We start from the raw sequence: 20,611 nt of genomic DNA on the forward strand, positions 1-20,611 counted from the left end.
TTGAACTACACACCTACTTCCAGCACAATTTTGCCGATATGGGCACTGCTTTCCATTAATTCATGCGCAGCAGCAGCCTCCGCAAGCGGAAAAGTTTTGTAGATAACCGGCCGGAACTTGCCGGCCGCAATCAGCGGCCACACGTGCTGCTCGACGGCTGCTGCCAGCGCGGCTTTAAATTCGGCTGAGCGGGGCCGCAGCGTGCTGCCCGTGATGCTCAGCCGCCGCCGCATCACCTCCAGCGCGTTGAATTCGCCCTTGCCGCCTTGCATGGCATTCACGAACACCAAGCGGCCGTCGTCCTTCAGCAGGCGCAGGTTTTTGGCGATGTAGTCGCCGCCAATCATGTCGAGAATCACATCGACGCCGGCCTCGTTCAGTACCGCCTCAAAATCCTGGGTTTTGTAGTTGATGGCCCAGTCGGCCCCCAGCTCCAGACAAGCCGAGCATTTGGCATCATCGCCGGCCGTGATGGCCACGTGGCTGCCCAACGCCCGCGCCAGCTGAATGGCCGTGGTGCCAATGCCGCTGCTGCCGCCGTGCACCAGCAGCGTTTCGCCGGGCTGCAGGCCGCCGCGCTGAAACACGTTGTGCCACACTGTAAACACGGTTTCGGGCAGCGCAGCGGCCTCTACCATGCTCAGGCCGGCGGGCACGGGCAGGCAGTGGCGAGCATCCACCACGGCGTATTCGGCATAGCCACCAGCGGGCAGCAGGGCGCACACGGCATCGCCGGGCTGCCAGCGGGTCACATCGGCCCCACTGGATTCTATGGTGCCGGCTATTTCCAGGCCGGGCACCAAGCCGGTTACGTCGCCGCTACCGGCATACTTGCCCTGGCGCATCAGTACATCCGGCCGGTTTACACCGGCGGCGTGCACGCGGATGAGCACTTCGTGCGCCGCTGGCTGCGGCTTGGACTGCTGTTGCAAGTGGAGAACTTCCGGCCCGCCGGGCTGCTGGATAACGATGGCATTCATAGGAAACAGGAAAATGGGCGACCCAAGCGGGTCAACGGATAAGCAGATGATACCGCTACTAACGCAAAACGGCTCCGAAGAGCCGTTTTGAACAATGCTTATTCGCTAAAGCCTATTTGCCCGCCGCTTCGCGCAGTTGTTTTACTTCCCGCTCCAAATCCAGCGTGCGGAACATTACCTTGGCTTCGAGGTCCGAGTACGCGGCTTCGAGCTGGTCACGCATCTGGCGCTGCTCCTGGATGTCGGTGCAGGTGCCAAACCAGGCGATAATCTCGCCATTCTCGCCCCGGCGCGGCAGGGCTTGGCCCAGAAACCAGCGGTACGAGCCATCCTTGGCTTTGAAGCGGTATTCGATATTGTAGTTATCGCCGGTGGCCAGCGAGTGGCCCCATACGTCACGGGCGCGGGCACGGTCGTCGGGGTGCAGCAGGTTGTTCCACATATCCGGCCCCACGCTGTCGGCCAGCACATAGCCCGTGAAATTGGTCCAGCGCTGGTTGAAATAGGTGTGAAACCCATTCTGGTCAGTAATCCAGACCAATTGCGGAATCATATCGGCCAGGAAAGTGAACTGCTCAGGCCCTACGAGCCCATTCTGGGCGATGGCGGGCAACGGGGTAACTTCTTGCGGTGTGCTCACGAATCAGAAAAGCTTAAAAACCGAAATAAAAGTACGCTTAGGCGCGGTCGAGCTGCATTTCCATGCCCGACGCGAAATACAGATTCAATTGACTGCGCAAGCCATCGGCCGAGCGGCGCATGCGTGTGACCAAGGCGCGGGTAGCCTCGTTGGGCAGCTCGAAGTTGAGGTAGGGCCGGTTCATGAGCTCGTCGCGCATCACAGCCCAGTTGCCGGTTTGGCTGGGGCCGGGCGGCGTGGGCTTGGCCTCTACCTTACCCGGCCGGAGCACCAGCCGGTCGGCCAGTGCCAGTGGACTAGCGGGGTCATTGTGGTTCAGCACCCGGCTGGCCACCTGCCATTCCCCGCCGAAATAGTCATCGGGCAGATGTTGTAAATTTATATCCAGCAGCAAATCAGACATACAGAAGAAAAAGCGCCACCCTTAGGTGGAAAATTAACAAGCAAATGGCAGATGGGTTACCACATTTTTGGGCCAATCCCCAATTTTCAGTAGTTCCCGCAAACCATTGCTTACCGCAGCGCCTAACCCCTTTGGGCGTTGCTGCGTTCCTTACGCAGCCCATTAGGGCCGATATTCGTTGCAATCCATGAAAAAACCACGCTTCCTGCCCACCCTTCTCGGTGCCGCCCGCTTCACCGGCCTCGCGGCCTGGCAAACAGGCCGCCTGTTTCGCCAGCTGGCCGGCCGTGCCCTCGACAGCGTGCAGGACGTGCTCCGGGCCGAAGTAGAGAAAGGCAACCTCAAGCTGGTCGCCGATTTCCTGGCCGATAAAGCGCTGCCCGCCGCACGCGTCCTGCTCATCGAGCAAATGACCGTGCGTCTGCTGCTCCGCCTGGGCTTGCGCGGTGCGCTGGCCTCCAACGTGGTGGGCTGGGTGCTGCCCTTCGTGATTGAAAAGCTGATTGTCGTGGGCAACAAAAGCGGCTTGTTTGATAAGCTAAAGGCCAATCCCACAGTCAGCGACGCCTTGGAAAAGCTAGACGAGCTGCGCAGTGCTACCTGGAAAATGCTGGTACCCGACCCTGGCAGCAGCGCCGAAGTAGTGGTTGATGAAGCCGAAGATGCCCTAACGCCCCGCCTGCCCTTGCTACTAGCCGCACCCGCGCCTAAAGCCAGAAAAACCGCCAAGCCTCGTCAGGCAGACACAATTCCAGAATAAGTCAAAAGCAAACCCCACTGCAAACGATTGCGGCCGCTTACCAAAAAAAGCCATCTCACCCGAGATGGCTCTTTCAAAACCGGGGCGCGGCGAGAATTCCCACCCAACACCGGACCCGATTCCGTCCGCTGACGAATTACCGGCTGAACAATAGTTCGCGGTACTTCACCAGAGGCCAGTCCTCGTCGGCCACCATCTGCTCCAGTTTATCAACGGCGCGGCGGATGGGGTCGAATTTTGGTTTTACTTCTTCGCAGTACGCTACGGCCAGGGCGCGGGCGTCTCCGATTTTGTTAGCTTTTTTACGCGCCTCCGTCATGGCGTCGGCGTTGGTTTTGATGGTCGAAACGTAGCGGGAAATGGCTTTAATCATTTCCAGCGTTACCTGGCTGTGCTCGTCGTCGAGGCCGAGCTCGCGCAGGCCGCGCACGTTGTTCACCAGCTTGGTCTGATACGAAAGCGCGGTCGGGATGATGTGGTTGATGGCCAAATCGCCCATTACGCGGCTTTCAATCTGGATTTTCTTCATGTACTCCTCCAGCAAAATCTCGTGGCGGGCGTGCAGCTCAATTTCCGAGAAGATGCCGTGACGGGCAAACAGGTCAGCCGCATCATCGCGAACAAGAGCATCCAAGGCCTGGGGCGTGGTGGCAATGTTGCTGAGGCCACGCTTTTCGGCTTCTTCTTTCCATTCGTCGGAGTAGCCGTTGCCCTCGAAACGAATATTCTTCGAAGATATTACATACTCGCGGAGAATTTCCACGATGGCCACTTCTTTTTTCTTGCCCTGCTCGATGAGGCTGTCAACCGACTCCTTGAAGTCGATGAGCTGGTCGGCAACGATGGTGTTGAGTACCGTCATGGCCGAGGAGCAGTTGGCCGACGAACCCACGGCACGCAGCTCGAACTTGTTGCCGGTGAAGGCGAAGGGCGAGGTACGGTTGCGGTCGGTGTTGTCGAGCAGGATGGCTGGAATCTTGTCGATGCCCAGCTTCAGGTAAATGTTGTCGCCTTTGTCAAGCGGCAGCTTGGCGGTGCGCTCCAACTCGTCGAGCACGCCGTCCAGCATCGAACCCAGGAACACCGACATGATGGCCGGCGGGGCCTCGTTGGCACCCAGACGGTGGTCGTTGCTGGCCGAGGCGATGCTCGAACGCAGCAAATCAGCGTAGCGGTGCACCGCTTTGATGGTGGTGATGAGGAAGGCCAAGAATTGCAGGTTCTCCTTGGGACGACGGCCGGGGGCGAGCAGGTTTACACCGGTGTCGGTGCTCATTGCCCAGTTGTTGTGCTTGCCGCTACCGTTCACGCCGGCGAAGGGCTTCTCGTGCAGCAGCACTTTGAAGTTGTGACGCTCGCCTACGCGGGCCATCACGTCCATCAGCAACTGGTTGTGGTCAACGGCCAAGTTAGCGTCCTCAAACGTGGGGGCACACTCAAACTGGTTGGGAGCCACCTCGTTGTGACGGGTGCGCAACGGAATACCGAGCAGGTTAGCTTCTTCCTCAAACTCCAGCATGAAGCCGTGCACACGGGCCGGAATCGAGCCGAAATAATGGTCATCGAGCTGCTGGCCTTTGGCCGGCGTGTGCCCAAACAGGGTACGGCCGGTCATCACCAGGTCGGGGCGGGCGTCGTACAGCGCCTTGTCAACCAGGAAATACTCCTGCTCGATGCCGAGCGTGGTGTTCACGCGGCTCACGTCTTTGTCGAAGTAGTGGCAAACGTCGAGGGCCGACTTTTCCAGCAGGGCCAGCGACTTCAGCAGCGGGGCTTTGTAGTCGAGGGCTTCGCCGGTGTAAGCCACGAAAATCGTGGGGATGCACAGCGTTTTGGCACCTACGGTTTCGATGATGAAGGCGGGCGAAGTGGGGTCCCAGGCGGTGTAGCCACGGGCCTCGAAGGTGTTACGGATGCCGCCGTTGGGGAACGACGAGGCATCGGGCTCCTGCTGCACGAGGGCCGAACCTTTGAAGTTTTCAATTGGCCGACCGTCGGAGTTCAGGTCGAAGAACGAGTCGTGCTTTTCAGCGGTGGCGCCGGTCAGGGGCTGGAACCAGTGGGTGTAGTGGGTAGCACCCTTGGCCATGGCCCAGGTTTTCATGGCCGAGGCCACGGCGTCGGCCACGTTGCGCTCCACGGTAGCGCCCTGCTTGATGGCGGCCTGGAGCTTTTTGAAATAATCGCCGGGCATGGTGGCCCGCATGGCTTCCAGATTGAACACGCTTTGCCCAAAGCTGTCGGAGCGACGGGCGGCGGCGGGCTCCACGGTAATGGGGCGGCGCAGATTAACGAGTTCTAAAGCTTTAAAGCGGAGGATGGCCATAAGAATTGACTACCAAACGGGGAAAGAGTGAAGCGGATGAGTTCGTATTCTGAGGGCAAAGATAAAACATGAATCACAAATCATAGCGAGTCGCCCTGAATTCTTAAGTCTTTTTCTCGTTTTGCGCCTCTTTTTACTGTTACACCCTTTCATTTTTGCCCTCTTTTCGAAAATTAAGCCGGCTTCCTAGTTGAGCTTGTTAGGAGACTAATGTTTTTGGGGCGCAACGGTGGCGTCTATCTTTAGGGCGTGAAAAACCGCTTTGCGTTCCAGCCGCGCTACTTTTTTTTCTGGCTGGTGTTTTTTGAGCTATGCCGGGGCCTTTTTCTGGGATATCAGCACAAGGCAACGGCTCAGTTGTCGGTGGCGCAGGTGCTGGGTAGTCTGGGACATGGCCTGCGGCTGGATGCTTCGGCGGCGGCTTATGTGTGCCTGATTCCTTTTCTCCTATTTGTGATTGGCAGCCTATTTCCCCGGTTCCACTTGCAGCGGCTGCTAACGGGCTATTCGGCCATCATCGGCATCGTGCTGGCGGTGCTAGTCACGGCTGACCTGGAGCTGTACCGTGCGTGGGGCTTCCGGCTCGATGACACGCCTATCCAGTACCTGAATTCGCCGCAGGAAATGGCGGCCTCGGCCGGCAGCGCGCCCATTGCCCTGCTGGTGCTGCTGCTGCTGGGCCTGGTGGGCGCGGGCACCTACCTATATAAGGTAATGGTGGGACGGCTTGCGCCACTGCCGGCGTGGTTTGGGCGCGGGCGGGCGGCGCTGGCCAGCCTGCTCTACGCCGCGCTGCTGGTAGTGCCGCTGCGCGGAGGCACCCAGCAGATTCCGGTGAACCAAAGCGACGTGTATTTCTCCAACGTGGCCTTTGCCAACCACGCGGCCCTCAATGCGCCGTGGAACATGATAAGCGCGCTGGTGCTGCGGGCGGCCGAGCAGCCCATCCAGCCCTTCATGCCCGACAGCACGGCCCGCCGTCTGGTGGCAGGACTGTACCCACTGGCTGTGGGTGCGCCGGCCCGGCCCGATTCGTCGGCGCTGGTGCTGAGCGAAGCGCGGCCCAACGTGCTGTTCATCATTCTCGAAAGCTTCACTTCGAAGTTTGTGGGCAGCGTGGGCGGCGAAAAGGGCGTGACGCCCACCCTCGACAGCCTGGCCCGAACCGGGATTCTGTTCAACAACATCTTCGCGGCCGGCGACCGCAGCCAGAAGGGCCTGGTTTCGCTGCTTTCGGGCTACCCCAATCAGCCTACTACCAGCATCATCAAGTTCCCCCGCAAAACGGAGCGCCTCCCTCATTTGGGCCGGTCGCTGGCGGCGGTGGGCTACCGCTCGCACTATTATTATGGGGGTGAGCTGGCGTTTGCCAACATGAGAAGCTACCTGCAAGCGGGTGGCTACGAGAAATTTACGGAGCGAAATGATTTTGCTGCGGCCGACCAGAACTCGAAGTGGGGGGCACATGATGGGGTGCTGTTCAACCGTATTCTGGGCGACCTGCGCCAGCAGCAGCAGCCGTTCTTCGTCACGGCCTTCACGCTCAGCAGTCACGAGCCTTTTGAGGTGCCGATGAAACCGCATTTCCGCGGCACCGATGAGGTGGCGCTGTTCCGCAATTCCGTTTATTATACGGATTATACGCTGGGCAAATTTCTAAAAGAGGCCAAAAAGCAGCCCTGGTACGCCCATACCCTAATCGTTCTGGTGGCCGACCATGGCCACCAACAGCCCGGCAACTCCTCAAACCAAAGCCCCGACAAATTCCGGATTCCGCTGTTGCTGGCCGGCGGCGCGTTGCGGCCCGAAGCCCGGGGCCGGGTGGTGAGCGCCCTGGGTTCGCAAACGGACGTGGCCACTACGCTGCTGCACCAGTTGCAGCTGCCGGCCACCGCCTTCGTCTGGAGCCGCGACCTGCTGGCTCCGCACAACCCGCCCTTTGTGTATTACTGCTTTAATAACGGTTTCGGGGCTGTTTCGCCTCAAGGCACCATCACCTTTGATAACGTGGGCAGCCACGTTATCGACCGCGACGCCGGCACCCCCGACAGCCAGTTGAAACTGGGCCAGGCCATGGAGCAGGTATCAATGGAAGACTTTGCGCACAAGTAGAACGCGCCCGGGCCGTACCTTTGCGGGACTATGCCTACCCCCCAATCCGTTGCTTTTTATACCCTCGGCTGCAAGCTGAACTTCTCCGAAACATCGGCTATCGGCCGGCAGTTTGAGGAAAAAGGCTTCCAGAAAATCCCTTTTGAGGCCGGGGCCGACCTCTATGTTATCAATACCTGCTCGGTGACAGACCACGCCGACCGCAAGTGCCGCAAGGTGGTGCAGCAGGCCCTGAAGCACAATCCGGATGCGTTTGTGGCCATCGTGGGCTGCTACGCGCAGCTTAAGCCGCAGGAAATCGCGGCCATTCCCGGCGTGAGCGCCGTGCTGGGTGCGGCCGAGAAGTTTATGCTCGTGGATATCCTGGCCGATTTCAAGAAGCCCGCCGTCGGGCAGCCCGGCGCGGTGCACGCCTCGCCCATCTCGGAAGCCACCGAATTTGTGGCCGCGCACTCCTTCGGTGACCGCACCCGCACCTTCCTCAAAGTGCAGGACGGCTGCGACTATTCCTGCTCGTTCTGCACCATCCCGCTGGCGCGGGGCGGCAGCCGCTCGGGCAGCGTAGCCAGCGTGGTGGAGCGCGTGGAGAAACTGGCCGAAACCGGTGTAAAGGAAATCGTGCTCACCGGCGTCAATCTTGGCGATTTCGGCCTGCAAGGCCCCGAGCGCGAGCGCCGCGAAGATTTCACCCAACTGGTACAGGCATTGGACCAGGTAGCCGGCATCCGCCGCTTCCGCATCAGCAGCTGCGAGCCCAATCTTCTCACCGATGAGATTCTGACCACCGTGGCCGCGTCGGAACGATTCATGCCGCACTTCCACATCCCGCTGCAAAGCGGCTCGGATAAAATTCTGGGCCTGATGCGCCGCCGCTACCGCCGGGCGCTCTACGCCCAGCGCGTGGCCCGCATCAAGGAACTCATGCCGCACGCCTGCATCGGCGTCGATGTCATCGTGGGCTTTCCCGGCGAAACGGACGCGGATTTTTTAGACACCTATAATTTTCTGAACGAGCTGCCCATTAGCTATCTGCACGTTTTTCCGTACTCGGAGCGGGCCGATACGCTGGCTCCCACCCTGCCCGGCCGCGTGCAGGACCGGGTGCGGCACGAGCGCACCACCCAGCTGCGCAGCCTTTCGGAGAAGAAAAAGCGGTTTTTCTACGAAGAACACCTCGGCCTCGAAACCGAAGTGCTGTTTGAAGACGACGTGACCAATGGCCAAATGGAGGGCTTCACGCCCAACTACATCCGCGTAGCCGCGAAATACGACCCGCTGCTGGTGGGCGAAATGAAGCCGCTGCGCCTCACAAGCGTGAATGCTGCCGGGCTGATGGAGGCCGAAGAAATGGGCATATTCGCCTAATCCCCGGACCATGGATTCGCTCAAATTTTTCGGATTTCCCGGATTTTGTGAACGGTACACACAGTTAAGAACCAAACGTCGCTTAAAAAGTAAAAAGGCCACTTTCGGAGTGGACTTTTTACTTTTTATCTGATATAAAGTCGTCGACAAAATCCGGGGAATCCGAAAAATCCGAGCGAATCCGTGGTCCGGGGATTAGACCATGCTCTGCCGGGCCATAGCCAGCATTTCGCGCAGCATCTGTTGCTGCTCCAGCAGGTGCTGGTTGCGCATTTCGGAAAGGGCCAACTGGTGCTGCAAGTGCTGAGCGTGCAGAGCAGCAGCCACATAAACTTCAGGCGAGGGCGTGCTTGGAGGCAATATTGCCGGGGCGGATATGGGCTGAGACTGTGCGGCAGCCGCCATCGGTACGGGCTCCGGCATCTGTGGCACGCTCGGTGCGGCCGGGGCTTGAGCAGTCGGCGTAACGGGTGTAACCTGGGCTTCGGGAGTAGCAGGTGCTTCAATTGCGACGGGCGTTTCAACTACAGCGGGGGTAGCTGAAACCGGCGCGGACTGGGGCATTTCAATCTCAGTGGGTGCTGACGCCCCAACGGCGCGCACGGGCTGATTGGCCGCGGCAGCTAGCGCCAACGTAGCCGCAATTTCGGCGGGCTGGAGCCGGGAGCCGGCCACGCCCGGCCCGGCCCGGCGGGCAGCGTGAACTTCCACATCGGATAAATCGATGGGTTCAAGCGGCGCTTCCGGTGAGATTGCGGCGGGTGGTGCGACGGCTTTAGGGGCATGTTCGCCGCTCACCAGCATGGGGCCCCGGCCCAGCAAAAGCCAGTCTCTGGACACATTTGGATAAATCTCAAATACTTTGCACAGCAGGTCGTAGCCGGGCTTGTTGCGGCCGTCGATGAGGTGCTGAACAACGCTGGCCGTCTTGCCCAGGGAGATGGCAAAGCTGTTTTTGGTCAACCCAAACTGCTGAATGAGTTGCGCAAAGCGCTGGTCGATAGGAACGGAAACGGGCACAGCCATACACTTACACAAATGAGTAGTTGTGCAAATGTATAACATTCGGCCATGTTTACTTTAGTTTGACCTGCGTGGCTTTTGCAGCTACTGGCACCAGCAGCCCGCGCGGCTGGACCCGGGCGTATGGAAAATGATAGGTGTTGTCGGGCTCGAAATTCAGGATGACGTGCGGCAGCATCCGTTCGTAGTACAGCCGCACCTCGTGCGGCGTGAGAGCAAAGCTTTCTAAATCCGGTTCGGAAGCGCGGGCTTCTTCGGCGGGCCCAGCGTCTGACTGAAATCGCACGCGCTTAGCGGTCCAATCCCAGCTGAAACGCTCGGCCACGGTAGTAATGACGGCTGAATCTGCTTCGTTGCCCATACCGGCCAGGGTTTCGCCAAAGCGGCGGCTGATGGCACCGTGCATCCGGCGCGTCAGTTGCGCGGGCGGGTCGGCTAAGAGGTCGGCCAGGGCCAGCTGACGGCCAGTGCGCAGGTCGAAGGTGACGTGCAGGGCCTGCTCCCACGAATAGGCCCCAGTGAATTCCTGCGAGTATTCTATGGATAGCAGACCTTGCTGATTTAGCAGCACGCTATAGTCACAGCCCGTCAGGCCCTGCCCGACCGTCTGCCAGCCCCGGCCGCCTTCCGCATCGAAACAACACGTCCGCTCGGCTTGGCGCAGTTGCTGGCGCACGCTCAGCCTGGAGTCGGTTTCCCCACTAAGCACCAGCGCCACGATGCGGCGGTTGATGCGTCCGGCCACGGCGGAATCGGCTAGTTGCACCTGCGGCACTTTAAATCGATTGGCCTGCCGGCCTTCCGTAACCGTAACGACGCGTGCCGGGGCCACCCCAGCCCCGGCTTGTGCCAAGCCAGGTGTGGCCCCAGCTAAAAACCAGGCACATAAAACCCAATTACATAGCCTGTTCACAACTATGTTATTCGTAGCGCAGCGAATCAATCGGGTCCAGCGCGGCGGCTTTGCTGGCCGGGTAGTAGCCCGAGGCCATACCCACGCCCACGCAGATAACCAGGCCCGCCGCCATCCAGCCCCACGGCACCAGGAAGGACCCCGAACCCACGAACTTGGCCACTAGGTTGCCGCCAAGCACGCCCAGCAGAATGCCCATGCCGCCGCCCAGCAGGCAAATCACAATGGCCTCCATCAGAAACTGAAACCGGATTTGGCGGGCCGTGGCACCCAGTGCCTTGCGAATGCCGATTTCGCGGGTGCGCTCCGTTACCGACACCAGCATGATGTTCATGAGGGCAATGCTGGCCCCGAGCAGCGTTACGAAGGCAATGATGCTACCACCGGCCTTCATTTTGCCCGAAATCGAATCCAGGTCATTGGCCAGCGACTCGCTGCTTTCGACCACGAAACTTTCTTCCTGGCCCAACTTGTCGTGCCGCACGGCGCGCATGATGCCGGTGGCCTGGCCCATGATGAAGTTTAGGGTGGCGTGGTTGTCGGTGGCCGTTTTCACGTCGTAGGTGAGGGCGCGCTGGCGAGGCATCTGGTTGCCGGTTTCGAGGGGCAGCAGGGCGATGCGGTCGGCCCCGCCGCCCCCACCGGCTCCGCTGCCGCTCTTTTCGAGCAGGCCCACAATCAGGAAGCGGCGGCCCATAGCGGCCACGTATTTGCCCACCGGGCTTTGCTTCGGGAATAGTTTGGAGCGGATTTCGTCGCCCACAATCATCACGTTGGCCCCGCTGTTGAGCTCGGATTGTGAGAAGGTGCGGCCGCCGGCCAGGTTGTAGCCTTCGATTTTCAGGTAGTTTTCGTCGCCGGCCACCACTTGCATGTTGGGGTTGGTTTTGGTACCGTTGGCTTTCATCTCCACAGCCCCGGCGATGAAGGCCGAAATGCCAACTTTGGCATTGTCGCCGATGGCCTTTTTGTACTGCTTGGCTTGCAGGAAGTTGATGGGCGGATATTGCTTGGCCTGCACGCCGCCGCGCCGCCCGCGGTTGCTGTAGCCTTTGGCGTGCAGCTCAAATGAGTTGGCTCCGAGGCTGGCAAAGGTTTCGGACAGCGAATTTTTCATCGCATCGATGCCCGTGAGGATGCCCACCAGCGCAAACAGCCCGATGCTGAGAATAAGCGCCGTGAGAATGGTGCGCAGTAGGTTGGCGCGGATGGAACGGAAGGCTTCGCGGACGTTTTCGAAAGGGCTCATGGGCAGGGACTTTGGCCGGCAGGGTTGGCGTTGCCGAGGAAATGGACGTGCCTGCAGCGGGTTGCTACGGGGGCCACACGGCAGCGCAAGGACGCCAAAGTTCGGCGGCCGACGCTTAACTTGAACCACTGGCGCCGCAACCTCGTTGGTTTGCTGCGTTTCCTTCTCTCAAAAACTATGCTGCTCAAGCGTTTTTTGTTGCTTTTGCTCGTGGCCGTGGCCCCGCTGGCGGCCCGCGCCAACCATGTGTTCATCCCAATGGATAACACCCAGAAAGAGTGCCTGAAGGCCTACGGCGTGGCTTTCTGGCTGCTTCAGCGCGAAGTACCCGTCGACTGGTTACTTAATTATCGGGGCGGCTCTTTTGCCTTCGAGAGCACTCCGGGGGCCGAGAATGAGCTGGCCGTGCGCGGCGTCAGCTTTCAGGTAATCAGCGAGGCGCAGTACACCAGCATACTCCAGGAAATAGCTGACCCCAACGCCAACATGGACGTGATGAAGCTGGAGAAAGTGCCCAAAATCGCGGTCTACACGCCCAAAGGCAAGCAGCCTTGGGACGATGCCGTGACCATGGTGCTCACCTACGCCGAAATCCCCTACACCCAGATTTACGACGACGAGGTGCTGAAGGGCGAGCTGCCCAAGTACGACTGGCTGCACCTGCACCACGAAGATTTCACCGGCGAGTACGGCAAGTTCTACGCCACCTACCGCAACTACCCGTGGTACCAGCAGCAGGTGCGCGATGCCGAAGCCGCCGCCAAGCGCAACGGCTTTGCCAAAGTGAGTGTGATGAAAGGCGCGGTGGCCACCAAAATGCAGGAATTCATAGCAGGCGGTGGCTTCCTGTTCGCCATGTGCTCGGCCACCGACAGCTACGACATTGCGCTGGCGGGCTTGGGCATCGACATCGTAGAAAGCATGTACGACGGCGACCCAGCCGACCCCAATGCCCAATCCAAGCTGAATTTCAACCGCTGCCTGGCCTTCCAGAACTTCCAGCTGGTGCGCGACCCGTATTTCTACGAGTATTCCAACATCGACATGCAGCCCAATGAGCGTGGCCTAGGCGAGCAGAACGACTATTTCTCGCTCTTCACCTACTCGGCCAAGTACGACCCGGTGCCCACCATGCTCTGCCAGAACCACGACAAAACCATCCACGGCTTCATGGGCCAGACTACGGCCTTCCGCAAAAGCCTCATCAAGCCCGACGTCATCGTGATGGGCGAAACCAAGCAAACCGGCGAGGCCCGCTACATCCACGGCACGCTGGGCAAAGGCACCTGGACCTTTTACGGCGGCCACGACCCCGAAGACTACCAGCACCTCGTGGGCGAAGAGCCGACCGACCTGGCGCTGCACCCCAACTCGCCCGGCTACCGATTGATATTGAACAACATTCTCTTCCCGGCGGCCAAGAAGAAGAAGCAGAAAACCTAAGCCGCACGGCTCTACATCCCCAAGCCCCAACTTTCACCGGTTGGGGCTTTTTTATTGACTGGAATTTTTAGCCGGCAGGCATTATTCCTTTTCGCAGCGCCCGGCATTTTGCCTTGACGGGAATTTCCCGGCTGTTCGCACCGCGTAGCGTGCCATTCGCCGGGTTCAGTCCCGTGGCAGGGCTACTTGTGGCTTAATTTTAAGGACCACATTTATATGCCTTTGATTTGCTTTTACGCTTAAGCCTATTCCTGTTTGCGTTGGGCAGCTTGACTGCTAGTCCGGCCCACGCCCAGCAACTCCCGGCTTTGCCGGCTGATTCGGCCATTCAGGCCCCACGGCCTGTCAATAAGGTCCGGGCCGTGGCCCTGCGCATTGCCGTACCCTCGGCGCTGGTTGCGGTGGGTGTGATGGCCCACAGTCCCACTTACAGCACGGTGCTTTGCCAGGCCAAACAGGACATGCAGGCCGAAACGCAGGAGGTTTTCAGGGGCTTCGATTCGTATGGCATCGACGACTATTCGCGTCACGCGCCCTTAGCCTTGGCTTACGGCCTGATGGCCACCGGCCACCGGGGCGAGCGCTCGGCCGTGGGCTTCACCCTCATCTACCTGGCCGCCCACGAGCTCGACGAAGGCATCGTGAGCAACCTCAAGCGCATCACCGCCGAGCCGCGCCCCTACAACGCCCAGGATTTGAGCTCTTTTCCGTCGTCGCACACGGCGCAGGCCTTTCTCACGGCCACGCTGCTGCACGAGCAGTACGGCCGCCAGTACCCGTGGGTGAGCGTGAGCGGCTACGCCGTGGCCACCGCCACCGGGGCCATGCGCCTGATGGGCAACAAGCACTGGGCCACCGATGTGCTGGCCGGGGCCGCCATCGGTTTCCTCTCGGCCGAAACCGTGTGGCACCTGTATCCCGCCTTCACCAAAATGCTGCCGCCGCGCCTGACGCACAAGCTGCTGCTGGTGCCCACCTACGTGCCCGGCGCGGGGGCCGGGGCCGCACTGGCCTTCCGGCCGTAGCGCCAACAGCATTCACCCAGGAATTGCACCTCCGCCCCTTTGCCGGCAACGTGTCCACTCAACCAATATCGAGGACGAACATAACGACTTGCTCGCCCCGCACACCGGCGCGCTCAGCATATCCGCCGGCCTGCTAACTGCCCGCCAGCCCGCACCTGAAACTTGTGCATGGCCTTTGCCAGCGCCAGCGGCTTACCGCTGGCTTGTGGGAAAGCTTGTTGAGGCCGCCGCAGTGAGGGTTGCCGTCATGTACCAGCCCGCCTGCGTGGCGGTATTGCTGGCCAGTAGCTGCACATATAACTTGCCCGGCGCGGTGGTCGTAACCGAATTCTCCCGTAAGGTCAACGGGCCAATTTCCGGCTGTAGGCGTGGCAAAGCCACTTTAGCGGCCTTGGGCACAATCAACTCAAATACGACCAGTTGCTCCAGTTCTTCTTCACATTGGGCACAGCATAAAGGGAGCAGACCGCCGGGTCCAGCATCTTGGTCACGATGTTGCATAAAGGTTGCACGAGAAAGGTGAGTTAAATGACACGCCGGAAAGAAAGGAAAATGTTTTTTTCGTAAATATGACATCTGTCATCCGGACAACCACAATTTAAAAAAATAATTTTAATTATTTTTTTTATTATCATAATCATATAAACCAACAACCTCAACAGTAGCAAGCAGCCAATACCGCGCTGCCGAACCGTGCCGGCCCTTCCGGGGTTATCTTTGCAGTACGCTGCCATTTGGCGCATTGCCTTATCCATGACCATAACCAAAGAAGCCGTTCTCAAAGCCCTGGGCTACGTGGAAGAGCCCGACCTGGGCCAGGACCTCGTGACGCTCAACATGATTGAGAACATTGCCATTGACGGCCTTACCGTCGCGTTTACCGTAGTGCTCACCACGCCCGCCTGCCCGCTCAAGCAGCTCATTCACGATGCCTGTGAACGCGCCATCCACACGATGGTGGACAAGGACGCCAACGTGGTGATTACCATGGATTCGCGCGTGACCACCGGCCGCCACAACCGCGGCGACCTGCTGCCCGGCGTCAAAAACATCATCGCCATTGCCTCGGGCAAGGGCGGCGTGGGCAAAAGCACCGTCACGGCCAACCTGGCGGTGGCCCTTGCCGCTACCGGGGCCAAAGTTGGTCTGGTCGATGCCGACATTTCGGGCCCCAGCATGCCCGTCATGTTCAACGTAGAGAACGAAGCGCCGCACGTTTTCCAGGGCCCGAACGGTAAGAACCTGATTCAGCCCATCGAAAAATACGGCGTGAAGCTGATGAGCATCGGCTTCCTGGCCCCGGCCGAGAGCGCCATTGTGTGGCGCGGGCCGATGGCTTCGTCGGCCCTCAAGCAATTCATCACTGAAGTGGATTGGGGAGAGTTGGACTATCTGCTGCTCGACCTGCCGCCCGGCACTTCCGACATTCACCTCACGCTGGTGCAAACCGTGCCCGTGACCGGGGCCGTCATCGTGACCACGCCCCAAAAAGTGGCGCTGGCCGATGCCCAGAAGGGTTTGCAGATGTTCCGCCAGCCCCAAATCAATGTGCCTGTGTTGGGCGTGGTGGAGAACATGGCCTGGTTTACTCCCGCCGAGCTGCCCAACAACAAATACTTCATCTTCGGCGAAAACGGCGGCCAACGCCTGGCCGCGCAGCACGACGTACCCCTGCTGGGCCAACTGCCGCTGGTACAGAGCATCCGCGAAAACGGCGACCAGGGCCAGCCGGCCGTGCTCGACCCGGAATCGGTGGTGGGCAAGATGTTCGCTGATTTGGCCGAGGCCGTGGCCCGCCAGGTGAGTATCCGCAACAACGTGGCCCCCAAAACGGCCGTCGTGCAAATGAATTCCTAACTACCCGTGGAAACAACAACCTCCCCTCCCGCCTTCGACCATCCGCTGATGCCCCGCATCGAAGCGGCCCTCAACACTCTGCGCCCCTACCTGGCCACTGATGGCGGCAACGTGCGCGTGGCCAACATCACCCCCGAGGGCGTGCTGCAACTGGAGTGGGAAGGGGCCTGCGGGGCCTGCCCCATGTCGCCGATGACCCGCGCCGGCTTGGAAGACACGGTGAAAAAAGCCGTACCCGAAATCACGGCCGTGGAGGCGCGGTAGGCCTTTTTCTACTTATTGAAACCCCATAGAACGTCATGCTGAGCGAAGCCGAAGCATCTCTACCGCGCAAGTAATTATTTGCTTCTGCGGTAGAGATGCTTCGGCTTCGCTCAGCATGACGTTCTGTTTATTGCGAGCTTCCCGCGCAGTCCACCCTAATTTTACCGCCCGAACTTCACCACACTCACATGCCCAACGCCCTTAACTCGCCCGCACTCCGTTCCTGGATTGATATTCGCCCCGAAAGTGACTTCCCCATCCAGAACCTGCCCTTTGGCGTGTTTGAAACCGATGAGCGCGGGCCGCATCTGTGCGTGGCCATTGGCGGCTATATCTTTGATTTATATGCCGCCAGCCAGTTTGGTTTTTTTGAGGATTTGGATGAGTTGGGCGATGCCCAGCCGAAAGTGTTCCGGCGGAAGTCGCTCAATGCATTTCTGCGGCTGGGCCGGCCGGCCTGGCGCGCCGTGCGCCAGCGCGTGAGCGAGCTGCTGCGCCACGACGAGCCCCGCCTGCGCGACAACGAGCTGGCCGTGCGCGACTGCCTCCTGCGCCAGACCGAAGTACGCATGCTGCGCCCCGTGAAGCCCGCCAACTACACCGATTTCTACAGCAGCATCGAGCACGCCACCAACGTGGGCACCATGTTCCGCGACCCGGCCAACGCCCTGCTGCCCAACTGGCGGCACCTGCCCATCGGCTACCACGGGCGCACCAGCAGCATCGTGGCCTCGGGCACGCCCATTCGCCGGCCCAACGGCCAGCGCAAGGCTCCGACCGAGGACGCGCCCACCTTCGGCCCTAGCCGCCAGCTCGATTTTGAGCTGGAAATGGCCTTTGTGGTCGGCACCGGCACCGAGCTAGGCACGACGGTGCCCATCGGCGAAGCCGAAGACCACATCTTCGGCCTCTGCCTGTTCAACGACTGGAGCGCCCGCGACCTGCAAAGCTGGGAATACGTGCCGCTGGGGCCGTTTCTGGGCAAAAACTTCGGCAGCAGCGTGGCCCCGTGGGTGGTGACGCTGGATGCGCTGGAGCCCTTCCGCGTGGCCGGCCCGGTGCAGGAGCCCGCGCCTCTGCCCTACCTGAGCCAAAGCGGCGCGCACAACTTCGACGTGCACCTCGAAGTTGCCCTGGCCCCCGCCAACGGCCCCGAAACCACCATCAGCCGCGCCAATTTCGGGCTGATGTACTGGAGTATGGCCCAGCAGCTCACCCACCACGCCTCCAACGGCTGCAACCTCGAAGCCGGCGACCTCTACGCCTCCGGCACCATCTCGGGCCCCACGCCCGATTCGCTGGGCTCCATGCTGGAGCTGTCGTGGCGCGGCACCCGGCCCGTGCCCCTGGCCGATGGCTCGGAGCGGAGCTTCCTGCTCGATGGCGATACCGTGACCATGCGCGGCTACGCGGAGAAGGACGGTATTCGCATTGGCTTTGGCGAAGTGCGCGGCACGGTGCTGCCGGCGCTGTCATTGTAGTCGCCTGTCATTGCGAGGAGGCACAACGAAGCAATCCGTCCTGTCAAAACCAGATTCTTTATTAAGCGACAAGCCCCGGCACTGTGCAGTACCGGGGCTTGTTACATTTCAGGGTTTATCACATTGCAAAGGACGGATTGCCACGCTCCACTGCGTTCCGCTCGCAATGACAAAATCAATGCATTCGGTCGTCGCGCACGGGCAAATTCGTCACGATTTCACCTTCAATTACCAGTAATTCCTGCAACCGTTCTTCGACTAATTTCGGGTCGCAATATTCTTTGGCCAAATCGACGTAGCTCACGAAATGCGCGGCTTCGGAAACCATTAATTCGTAATAGAATTTACTTAATTCCTGGTCGGCGATATTTTGCCAGAGCAATTTAAAACGCTCGCAGCTGCGGGCTTCAATTAGCGCCGAAACCAGGAGTTGGTCCATGAGCTGGCGCTCGCGGGCACCACCTTTGCGCACGTGGGCCAGCAGCTGCACCACGTACTCGTCTTTGCGCGGGCGGCCCAGGGCAAAACCGCGCTTGCGTAGCTCCAGCAGCACTCTTTCGAAGTGGCTCCACTCCTCGGCCACTAGGTCGGTGAGCTCGTCCACGAGGCGGGTTTTCTCGGGGTAATGGATAATCATGCTGATGCCGGTGCTGGCGGCTTTCTGCTCGCACCAGGCATGGTCGACCAGAATATCTTCGATATTTTTCTCCGCAATATTTACCCAGCGCGGGTCGGTATTGAGTTTTAATTTGAGGATGGTTTTTTCTTTCATCATCATATTTCTAATTGAAGAAATTCCACTTCAAACCGAACTGAAACCGACGCGGATAGCCAGTATAAAAAGGCGAAGCGTAATAGCCGTTGTAACTACCGGCCAAGCCCTGGTTGACGTAAGCCATTTTCAGAAATAGCGAAACGGCTTTGATATCGGCCACAAAAAACACGTCGGCAACGGCGTGGGCCCCGATGGTGAAATGGTCCTGCTGGTAGAATTGCTGAGTGCTGGGGCTGTAGTCGTAGCCCCGGAAAGCGTACTGATAATAGACTTCGGCGCCAATCTGGTTGAACAGCGCTTTGCGGAAAATATAGCTTTCGTAAAACACTCGCGAATTGGTGACCAGGCTGGGGATTCGCAGGCCTTCGGTGTCGTTGTCGCCCTTGGTGTAGGTGGCCTGATTGTCGAAGCCCACCCGGCCCAGCATGGTGCGGTGCCGGGCGAAGGCGATGACCAAATTACGGTTGGTGCCGAGCTGCTGGGGCACGCCGGTGGTGCCGTAATACACCAAATTAGCGATATTGACGACGCTCGCGCTGGCCTCAAAGCGCTGCCCGGTGAGGAGGCCCAGGCTGGGTAATTTCAGCTGCAGGCGGCCCGTGAGCTGCCGGGTACTGGTATTGTTTTTGAATTTTTCATCCAGGGCATTGGTAGCCGGGTTGATGAAGCTGCCACCTTCCCAATGGCTCCAGTTGTAGTGGTTGCCGACGAACTCCTGCTGGGTGAGTGTGGGCGAGTAGGAATTGACTAATGCCTCGCCCGACAGTGGGCCGGTGCGGACAATGCCCCGCAGCCAATATTCGGGCTTGAAATTATCGGTACTCAGGCCGGTGAGGGGCAGCAGGTACAGTTCACCAGCCGTTTCGATGGCGTAAATCGTGCGGTAGTTAAACGCCGCCGTACCACCCACAAACACTTGGTTAAACTGCCGTTCCGGCGCAGCTGGCCGTAGCAGCAGGTTGGAGGTGGTGGAGCCCGGCGCCAGCGTCCTGCTCACCACCGAGGCGCTACGGTCGCGGGCGTAGAGGCGGTATTCGACGGCTTTGGTGCGGCCTAGCACGCCGAAGGTGTTCTCAACCTGTCGGTACTCGGCCCGGTCGATGGTGGCCGTGGCACTGTTTATTATTCGGGGGAAGAACGAGCCCTCCAGGGTAAGGTCGGTACGGGCCTTGGTCAGGTTCAAATCGGCGAAACTGTTGTACTGGCGCTTAGCGTCGAAGGTGTGGTAGACGGTGAGGCCACGCCCGAGCAGGCGGTAAGTGTGGGTGAGGTAGAATTCGTCACGGTCCTCGTTGTTGGCCGCCTGGGTCAGCCACACCTGTTGCTCGCGGTAATTGAAGAGGTCCTGCGGGGTCTTTTCGTCCGGGAGCAGCGGCTTGATGCCCCCCTGCTCTAGGGCCCGGTGGCGCACGTTACTGAAGTTGAACAGCAGGTGGTACCGCTCGTTCTCGTTCTGGTAGCGGCCGAAAAACAACAGGTTGGAGTGCTCCACCAAGCCATCGCGGGAGCCCGCAGGTGCAAGGACCTTGTTTGAGGCAATGCGCTCGTAGGCCATGCCCACGCTGAAGTTCTTTTTCAGGCTGCGGCTGTAGCTGATTTCAAACACCTGCTCGCCCGTGCCCGACTGTATCACCCGAAAAAATGAATAGGGCGAGCGGGAATCATAGTACGGCACCGTGCGGGAATCGCGGGCGTACTTGTCGAATACGTTGCGCCCGAAACGGGCTCCCAGCTCCAGATTGGGCTGATAAAGCAACGGCCTCGAAGCCGAGCCCACCGTGCCCAAGTCCTGCTGGAAAGTGGTGTCGTGAAACCAGAACCGCGCCTGCGGCGCTTTGGTAAGCGTGGTATCGAGCGGCGTGCCGGAGGTGGAATCGCGCAGCACCTCGGCCTCGTAGATGAGGCGCGTGGTTTTGGGGCCATACAGCACCTTGGTCGAGTCGTCGACCACCTGTGCCCGCGCCGTGGACGCGGCCAGCATCAGTAGCAGACAGG

Annotated in this window: 18 protein-coding genes; 8 read left to right on the forward strand and 10 right to left on the reverse strand. The window is 59.8% G+C overall.

The features are described from left to right. Nucleotides 1-5: 5 nt before the first annotated feature. From ACYU70_RS04065 to ACYU70_RS04075, 3 genes are all read right to left on the reverse strand, one after another. A complete protein-coding gene (locus ACYU70_RS04065) occupies nt 6-980 on the reverse strand; it encodes an NAD(P)H-quinone oxidoreductase (protein ID WP_342296472.1) in 975 nt (324 codons plus the stop codon). A gap of 112 nt (nt 981-1,092) precedes the next feature. Then, a complete protein-coding gene (locus tag ACYU70_RS04070) occupies nt 1,093-1,620 on the reverse strand; it encodes a PAS domain-containing protein (RefSeq protein WP_342296471.1) in 528 nt (175 codons plus the stop codon). Nucleotides 1,621-1,657: 37 nt separating this feature from the next. After that, nucleotides 1,658-2,023 (reverse strand): hypothetical protein, encoded by a 366-nt coding sequence (locus ACYU70_RS04075; RefSeq protein WP_342296470.1) that lies wholly within the window; start codon nt 2,021-2,023, stop codon nt 1,658-1,660. Between the two features lie 187 nt (nt 2,024-2,210). On the opposite strand from ACYU70_RS04075, the gene ACYU70_RS04080 reads away from it, so the two are divergent. Next, the gene (locus tag ACYU70_RS04080; protein WP_342296469.1) at nt 2,211-2,783 is read left to right on the forward strand and encodes a hypothetical protein; all 573 of its coding nucleotides are present in this window, start codon (nt 2,211-2,213) and stop codon (nt 2,781-2,783) included. 136 nt (nt 2,784-2,919) lie between these two features. Here the strand turns inward: ACYU70_RS04080 and ACYU70_RS04085 are convergent, their stop codons facing one another. Next, the gene (locus ACYU70_RS04085; protein WP_342296468.1) at nt 2,920-5,109 is read right to left on the reverse strand and encodes a glutamine synthetase III family protein; all 2,190 of its coding nucleotides are present in this window, start codon (nt 5,107-5,109) and stop codon (nt 2,920-2,922) included. A 249-nt stretch (nt 5,110-5,358) separates the two neighbouring features. On the opposite strand from ACYU70_RS04085, the gene ACYU70_RS04090 reads away from it, so the two are divergent. Continuing rightward, entirely contained in the window at nt 5,359-7,221 is a 1,863-nt protein-coding gene (locus ACYU70_RS04090; protein WP_342296467.1) for an LTA synthase family protein, read from the forward strand. A gap of 30 nt (nt 7,222-7,251) precedes the next feature. Continuing rightward, a complete protein-coding gene (mtaB, locus tag ACYU70_RS04095) occupies nt 7,252-8,586 on the forward strand; it encodes a tRNA (N(6)-L-threonylcarbamoyladenosine(37)-C(2))-methylthiotransferase MtaB (protein ID WP_342296466.1) in 1,335 nt (444 codons plus the stop codon). A gap of 195 nt (nt 8,587-8,781) precedes the next feature. On the opposite strand, the gene ACYU70_RS04100 is transcribed toward mtaB, so the two are convergent. The 3 genes from ACYU70_RS04100 to ACYU70_RS04110 form a co-directional block, all read right to left on the reverse strand. Next, nucleotides 8,782-9,612, reverse strand: a complete 831-nt coding sequence (locus ACYU70_RS04100; RefSeq protein WP_342296465.1) for a hypothetical protein — start codon at nt 9,610-9,612, stop codon at nt 8,782-8,784. Between the two features lie 49 nt (nt 9,613-9,661). Beyond that, nucleotides 9,662-10,441 (reverse strand): hypothetical protein, encoded by a 780-nt coding sequence (locus tag ACYU70_RS04105; RefSeq protein ID WP_460615896.1) that lies wholly within the window; start codon nt 10,439-10,441, stop codon nt 9,662-9,664. An 88-nt stretch (nt 10,442-10,529) separates the two neighbouring features. Beyond that, entirely contained in the window at nt 10,530-11,771 is a 1,242-nt protein-coding gene (locus ACYU70_RS04110) for an ABC transporter permease (protein ID WP_342296463.1), read from the reverse strand. A 177-nt stretch (nt 11,772-11,948) separates the two neighbouring features. On the opposite strand from ACYU70_RS04110, the gene ACYU70_RS04115 reads away from it, so the two are divergent. Both ACYU70_RS04115 and ACYU70_RS04120 read left to right on the forward strand, forming a co-directional pair. After that, entirely contained in the window at nt 11,949-13,214 is a 1,266-nt protein-coding gene (locus ACYU70_RS04115; RefSeq protein WP_342296462.1) for an asparagine synthetase B, read from the forward strand. Between the two features lie 227 nt (nt 13,215-13,441). Then, nucleotides 13,442-14,239, forward strand: coding sequence for a phosphatase PAP2 family protein (locus ACYU70_RS04120; RefSeq protein WP_342296461.1), 798 nt, complete (start codon nt 13,442-13,444; stop codon nt 14,237-14,239). A 192-nt stretch (nt 14,240-14,431) separates the two neighbouring features. Here the strand turns inward: ACYU70_RS04120 and ACYU70_RS04125 are convergent, their stop codons facing one another. Next, nucleotides 14,432-14,740, reverse strand: a complete 309-nt coding sequence (locus ACYU70_RS04125; RefSeq protein WP_342296460.1) for a hypothetical protein — start codon at nt 14,738-14,740, stop codon at nt 14,432-14,434. A 252-nt stretch (nt 14,741-14,992) separates the two neighbouring features. Here ACYU70_RS04125 and ACYU70_RS04130 point away from each other — a divergent pair, with 252 nt between their 5' ends. The 3 genes from ACYU70_RS04130 (at nt 14,993) to fahA (ending at nt 17,841) form a co-directional block, all read left to right on the forward strand. Next, nucleotides 14,993-16,096 carry an Mrp/NBP35 family ATP-binding protein gene (locus tag ACYU70_RS04130; RefSeq protein ID WP_342296459.1) on the forward strand — a complete coding sequence of 368 codons (1,104 nt, stop codon included), beginning with the start codon at nt 14,993-14,995 and terminating at the stop codon, nt 16,094-16,096. 48 nt (nt 16,097-16,144) lie between these two features. Next, complete coding sequence (locus tag ACYU70_RS04135; protein ID WP_198069023.1) at nt 16,145-16,360, forward strand: NifU family protein; 216 nt, start codon at nt 16,145-16,147, stop codon at nt 16,358-16,360. 188 nt (nt 16,361-16,548) lie between these two features. After that, nucleotides 16,549-17,841, forward strand: coding sequence for a fumarylacetoacetase (gene fahA, locus ACYU70_RS04140; protein WP_342296458.1), 1,293 nt, complete (start codon nt 16,549-16,551; stop codon nt 17,839-17,841). Between the two features lie 175 nt (nt 17,842-18,016). Here fahA and ACYU70_RS04145 read toward each other — a convergent pair whose 3' ends face one another. Both ACYU70_RS04145 and ACYU70_RS04150 read right to left on the reverse strand, forming a co-directional pair. Continuing rightward, the gene (locus ACYU70_RS04145; protein WP_425293317.1) at nt 18,017-18,616 is read right to left on the reverse strand and encodes a MiaE family protein; all 600 of its coding nucleotides are present in this window, start codon (nt 18,614-18,616) and stop codon (nt 18,017-18,019) included. 7 nt (nt 18,617-18,623) lie between these two features. After that, a complete protein-coding gene (locus tag ACYU70_RS04150) occupies nt 18,624-20,597 on the reverse strand; it encodes a putative porin (RefSeq protein ID WP_342296456.1) in 1,974 nt (657 codons plus the stop codon). Nucleotides 20,598-20,611 lie beyond the last annotated feature (14 nt).

The organism is Hymenobacter segetis, from assembly GCF_054776495.1.

Coding starts and splice junctions, on each gene's coding strand:
- ACYU70_RS04065 (WP_342296472.1), bottom strand. CDS start 980: ATGAATGCCATCGTTATCCAGCAGCCCGGCGGGCCGGAAGTTCTCCAC.
- ACYU70_RS04075 (WP_342296470.1), bottom strand. CDS start 2,023: ATGTCTGATTTGCTGCTGGATATAAATTTACAACATCTGCCCGATGAC.
- ACYU70_RS04080 (WP_342296469.1), top strand. CDS start 2,211: ATGAAAAAACCACGCTTCCTGCCCACCCTTCTCGGTGCCGCCCGCTTC.
- ACYU70_RS04085 (WP_342296468.1), bottom strand. CDS start 5,109: ATGGCCATCCTCCGCTTTAAAGCTTTAGAACTCGTTAATCTGCGCCGC.
- mtaB (WP_342296466.1), top strand. CDS start 7,252: ATGCCTACCCCCCAATCCGTTGCTTTTTATACCCTCGGCTGCAAGCTG.
- ACYU70_RS04100 (WP_342296465.1), bottom strand. CDS start 9,612: ATGGCTGTGCCCGTTTCCGTTCCTATCGACCAGCGCTTTGCGCAACTC.
- ACYU70_RS04110 (WP_342296463.1), bottom strand. CDS start 11,771: ATGAGCCCTTTCGAAAACGTCCGCGAAGCCTTCCGTTCCATCCGCGCC.
- ACYU70_RS04115 (WP_342296462.1), top strand. CDS start 11,949: ATGCTGCTCAAGCGTTTTTTGTTGCTTTTGCTCGTGGCCGTGGCCCCG.
- ACYU70_RS04125 (WP_342296460.1), bottom strand. CDS start 14,740: ATGCAACATCGTGACCAAGATGCTGGACCCGGCGGTCTGCTCCCTTTA.
- ACYU70_RS04130 (WP_342296459.1), top strand. CDS start 14,993: ATGACCATAACCAAAGAAGCCGTTCTCAAAGCCCTGGGCTACGTGGAA.
- ACYU70_RS04135 (WP_198069023.1), top strand. CDS start 16,145: ATGCCCCGCATCGAAGCGGCCCTCAACACTCTGCGCCCCTACCTGGCC.
- fahA (WP_342296458.1), top strand. CDS start 16,549: ATGCCCAACGCCCTTAACTCGCCCGCACTCCGTTCCTGGATTGATATT.
- ACYU70_RS04145 (WP_425293317.1), bottom strand. CDS start 18,616: ATGATGAAAGAAAAAACCATCCTCAAATTAAAACTCAATACCGACCCG.
- ACYU70_RS04150 (WP_342296456.1), bottom strand. CDS start 20,597: ATGCTGGCCGCGTCCACGGCGCGGGCACAGGTGGTCGACGACTCGACC.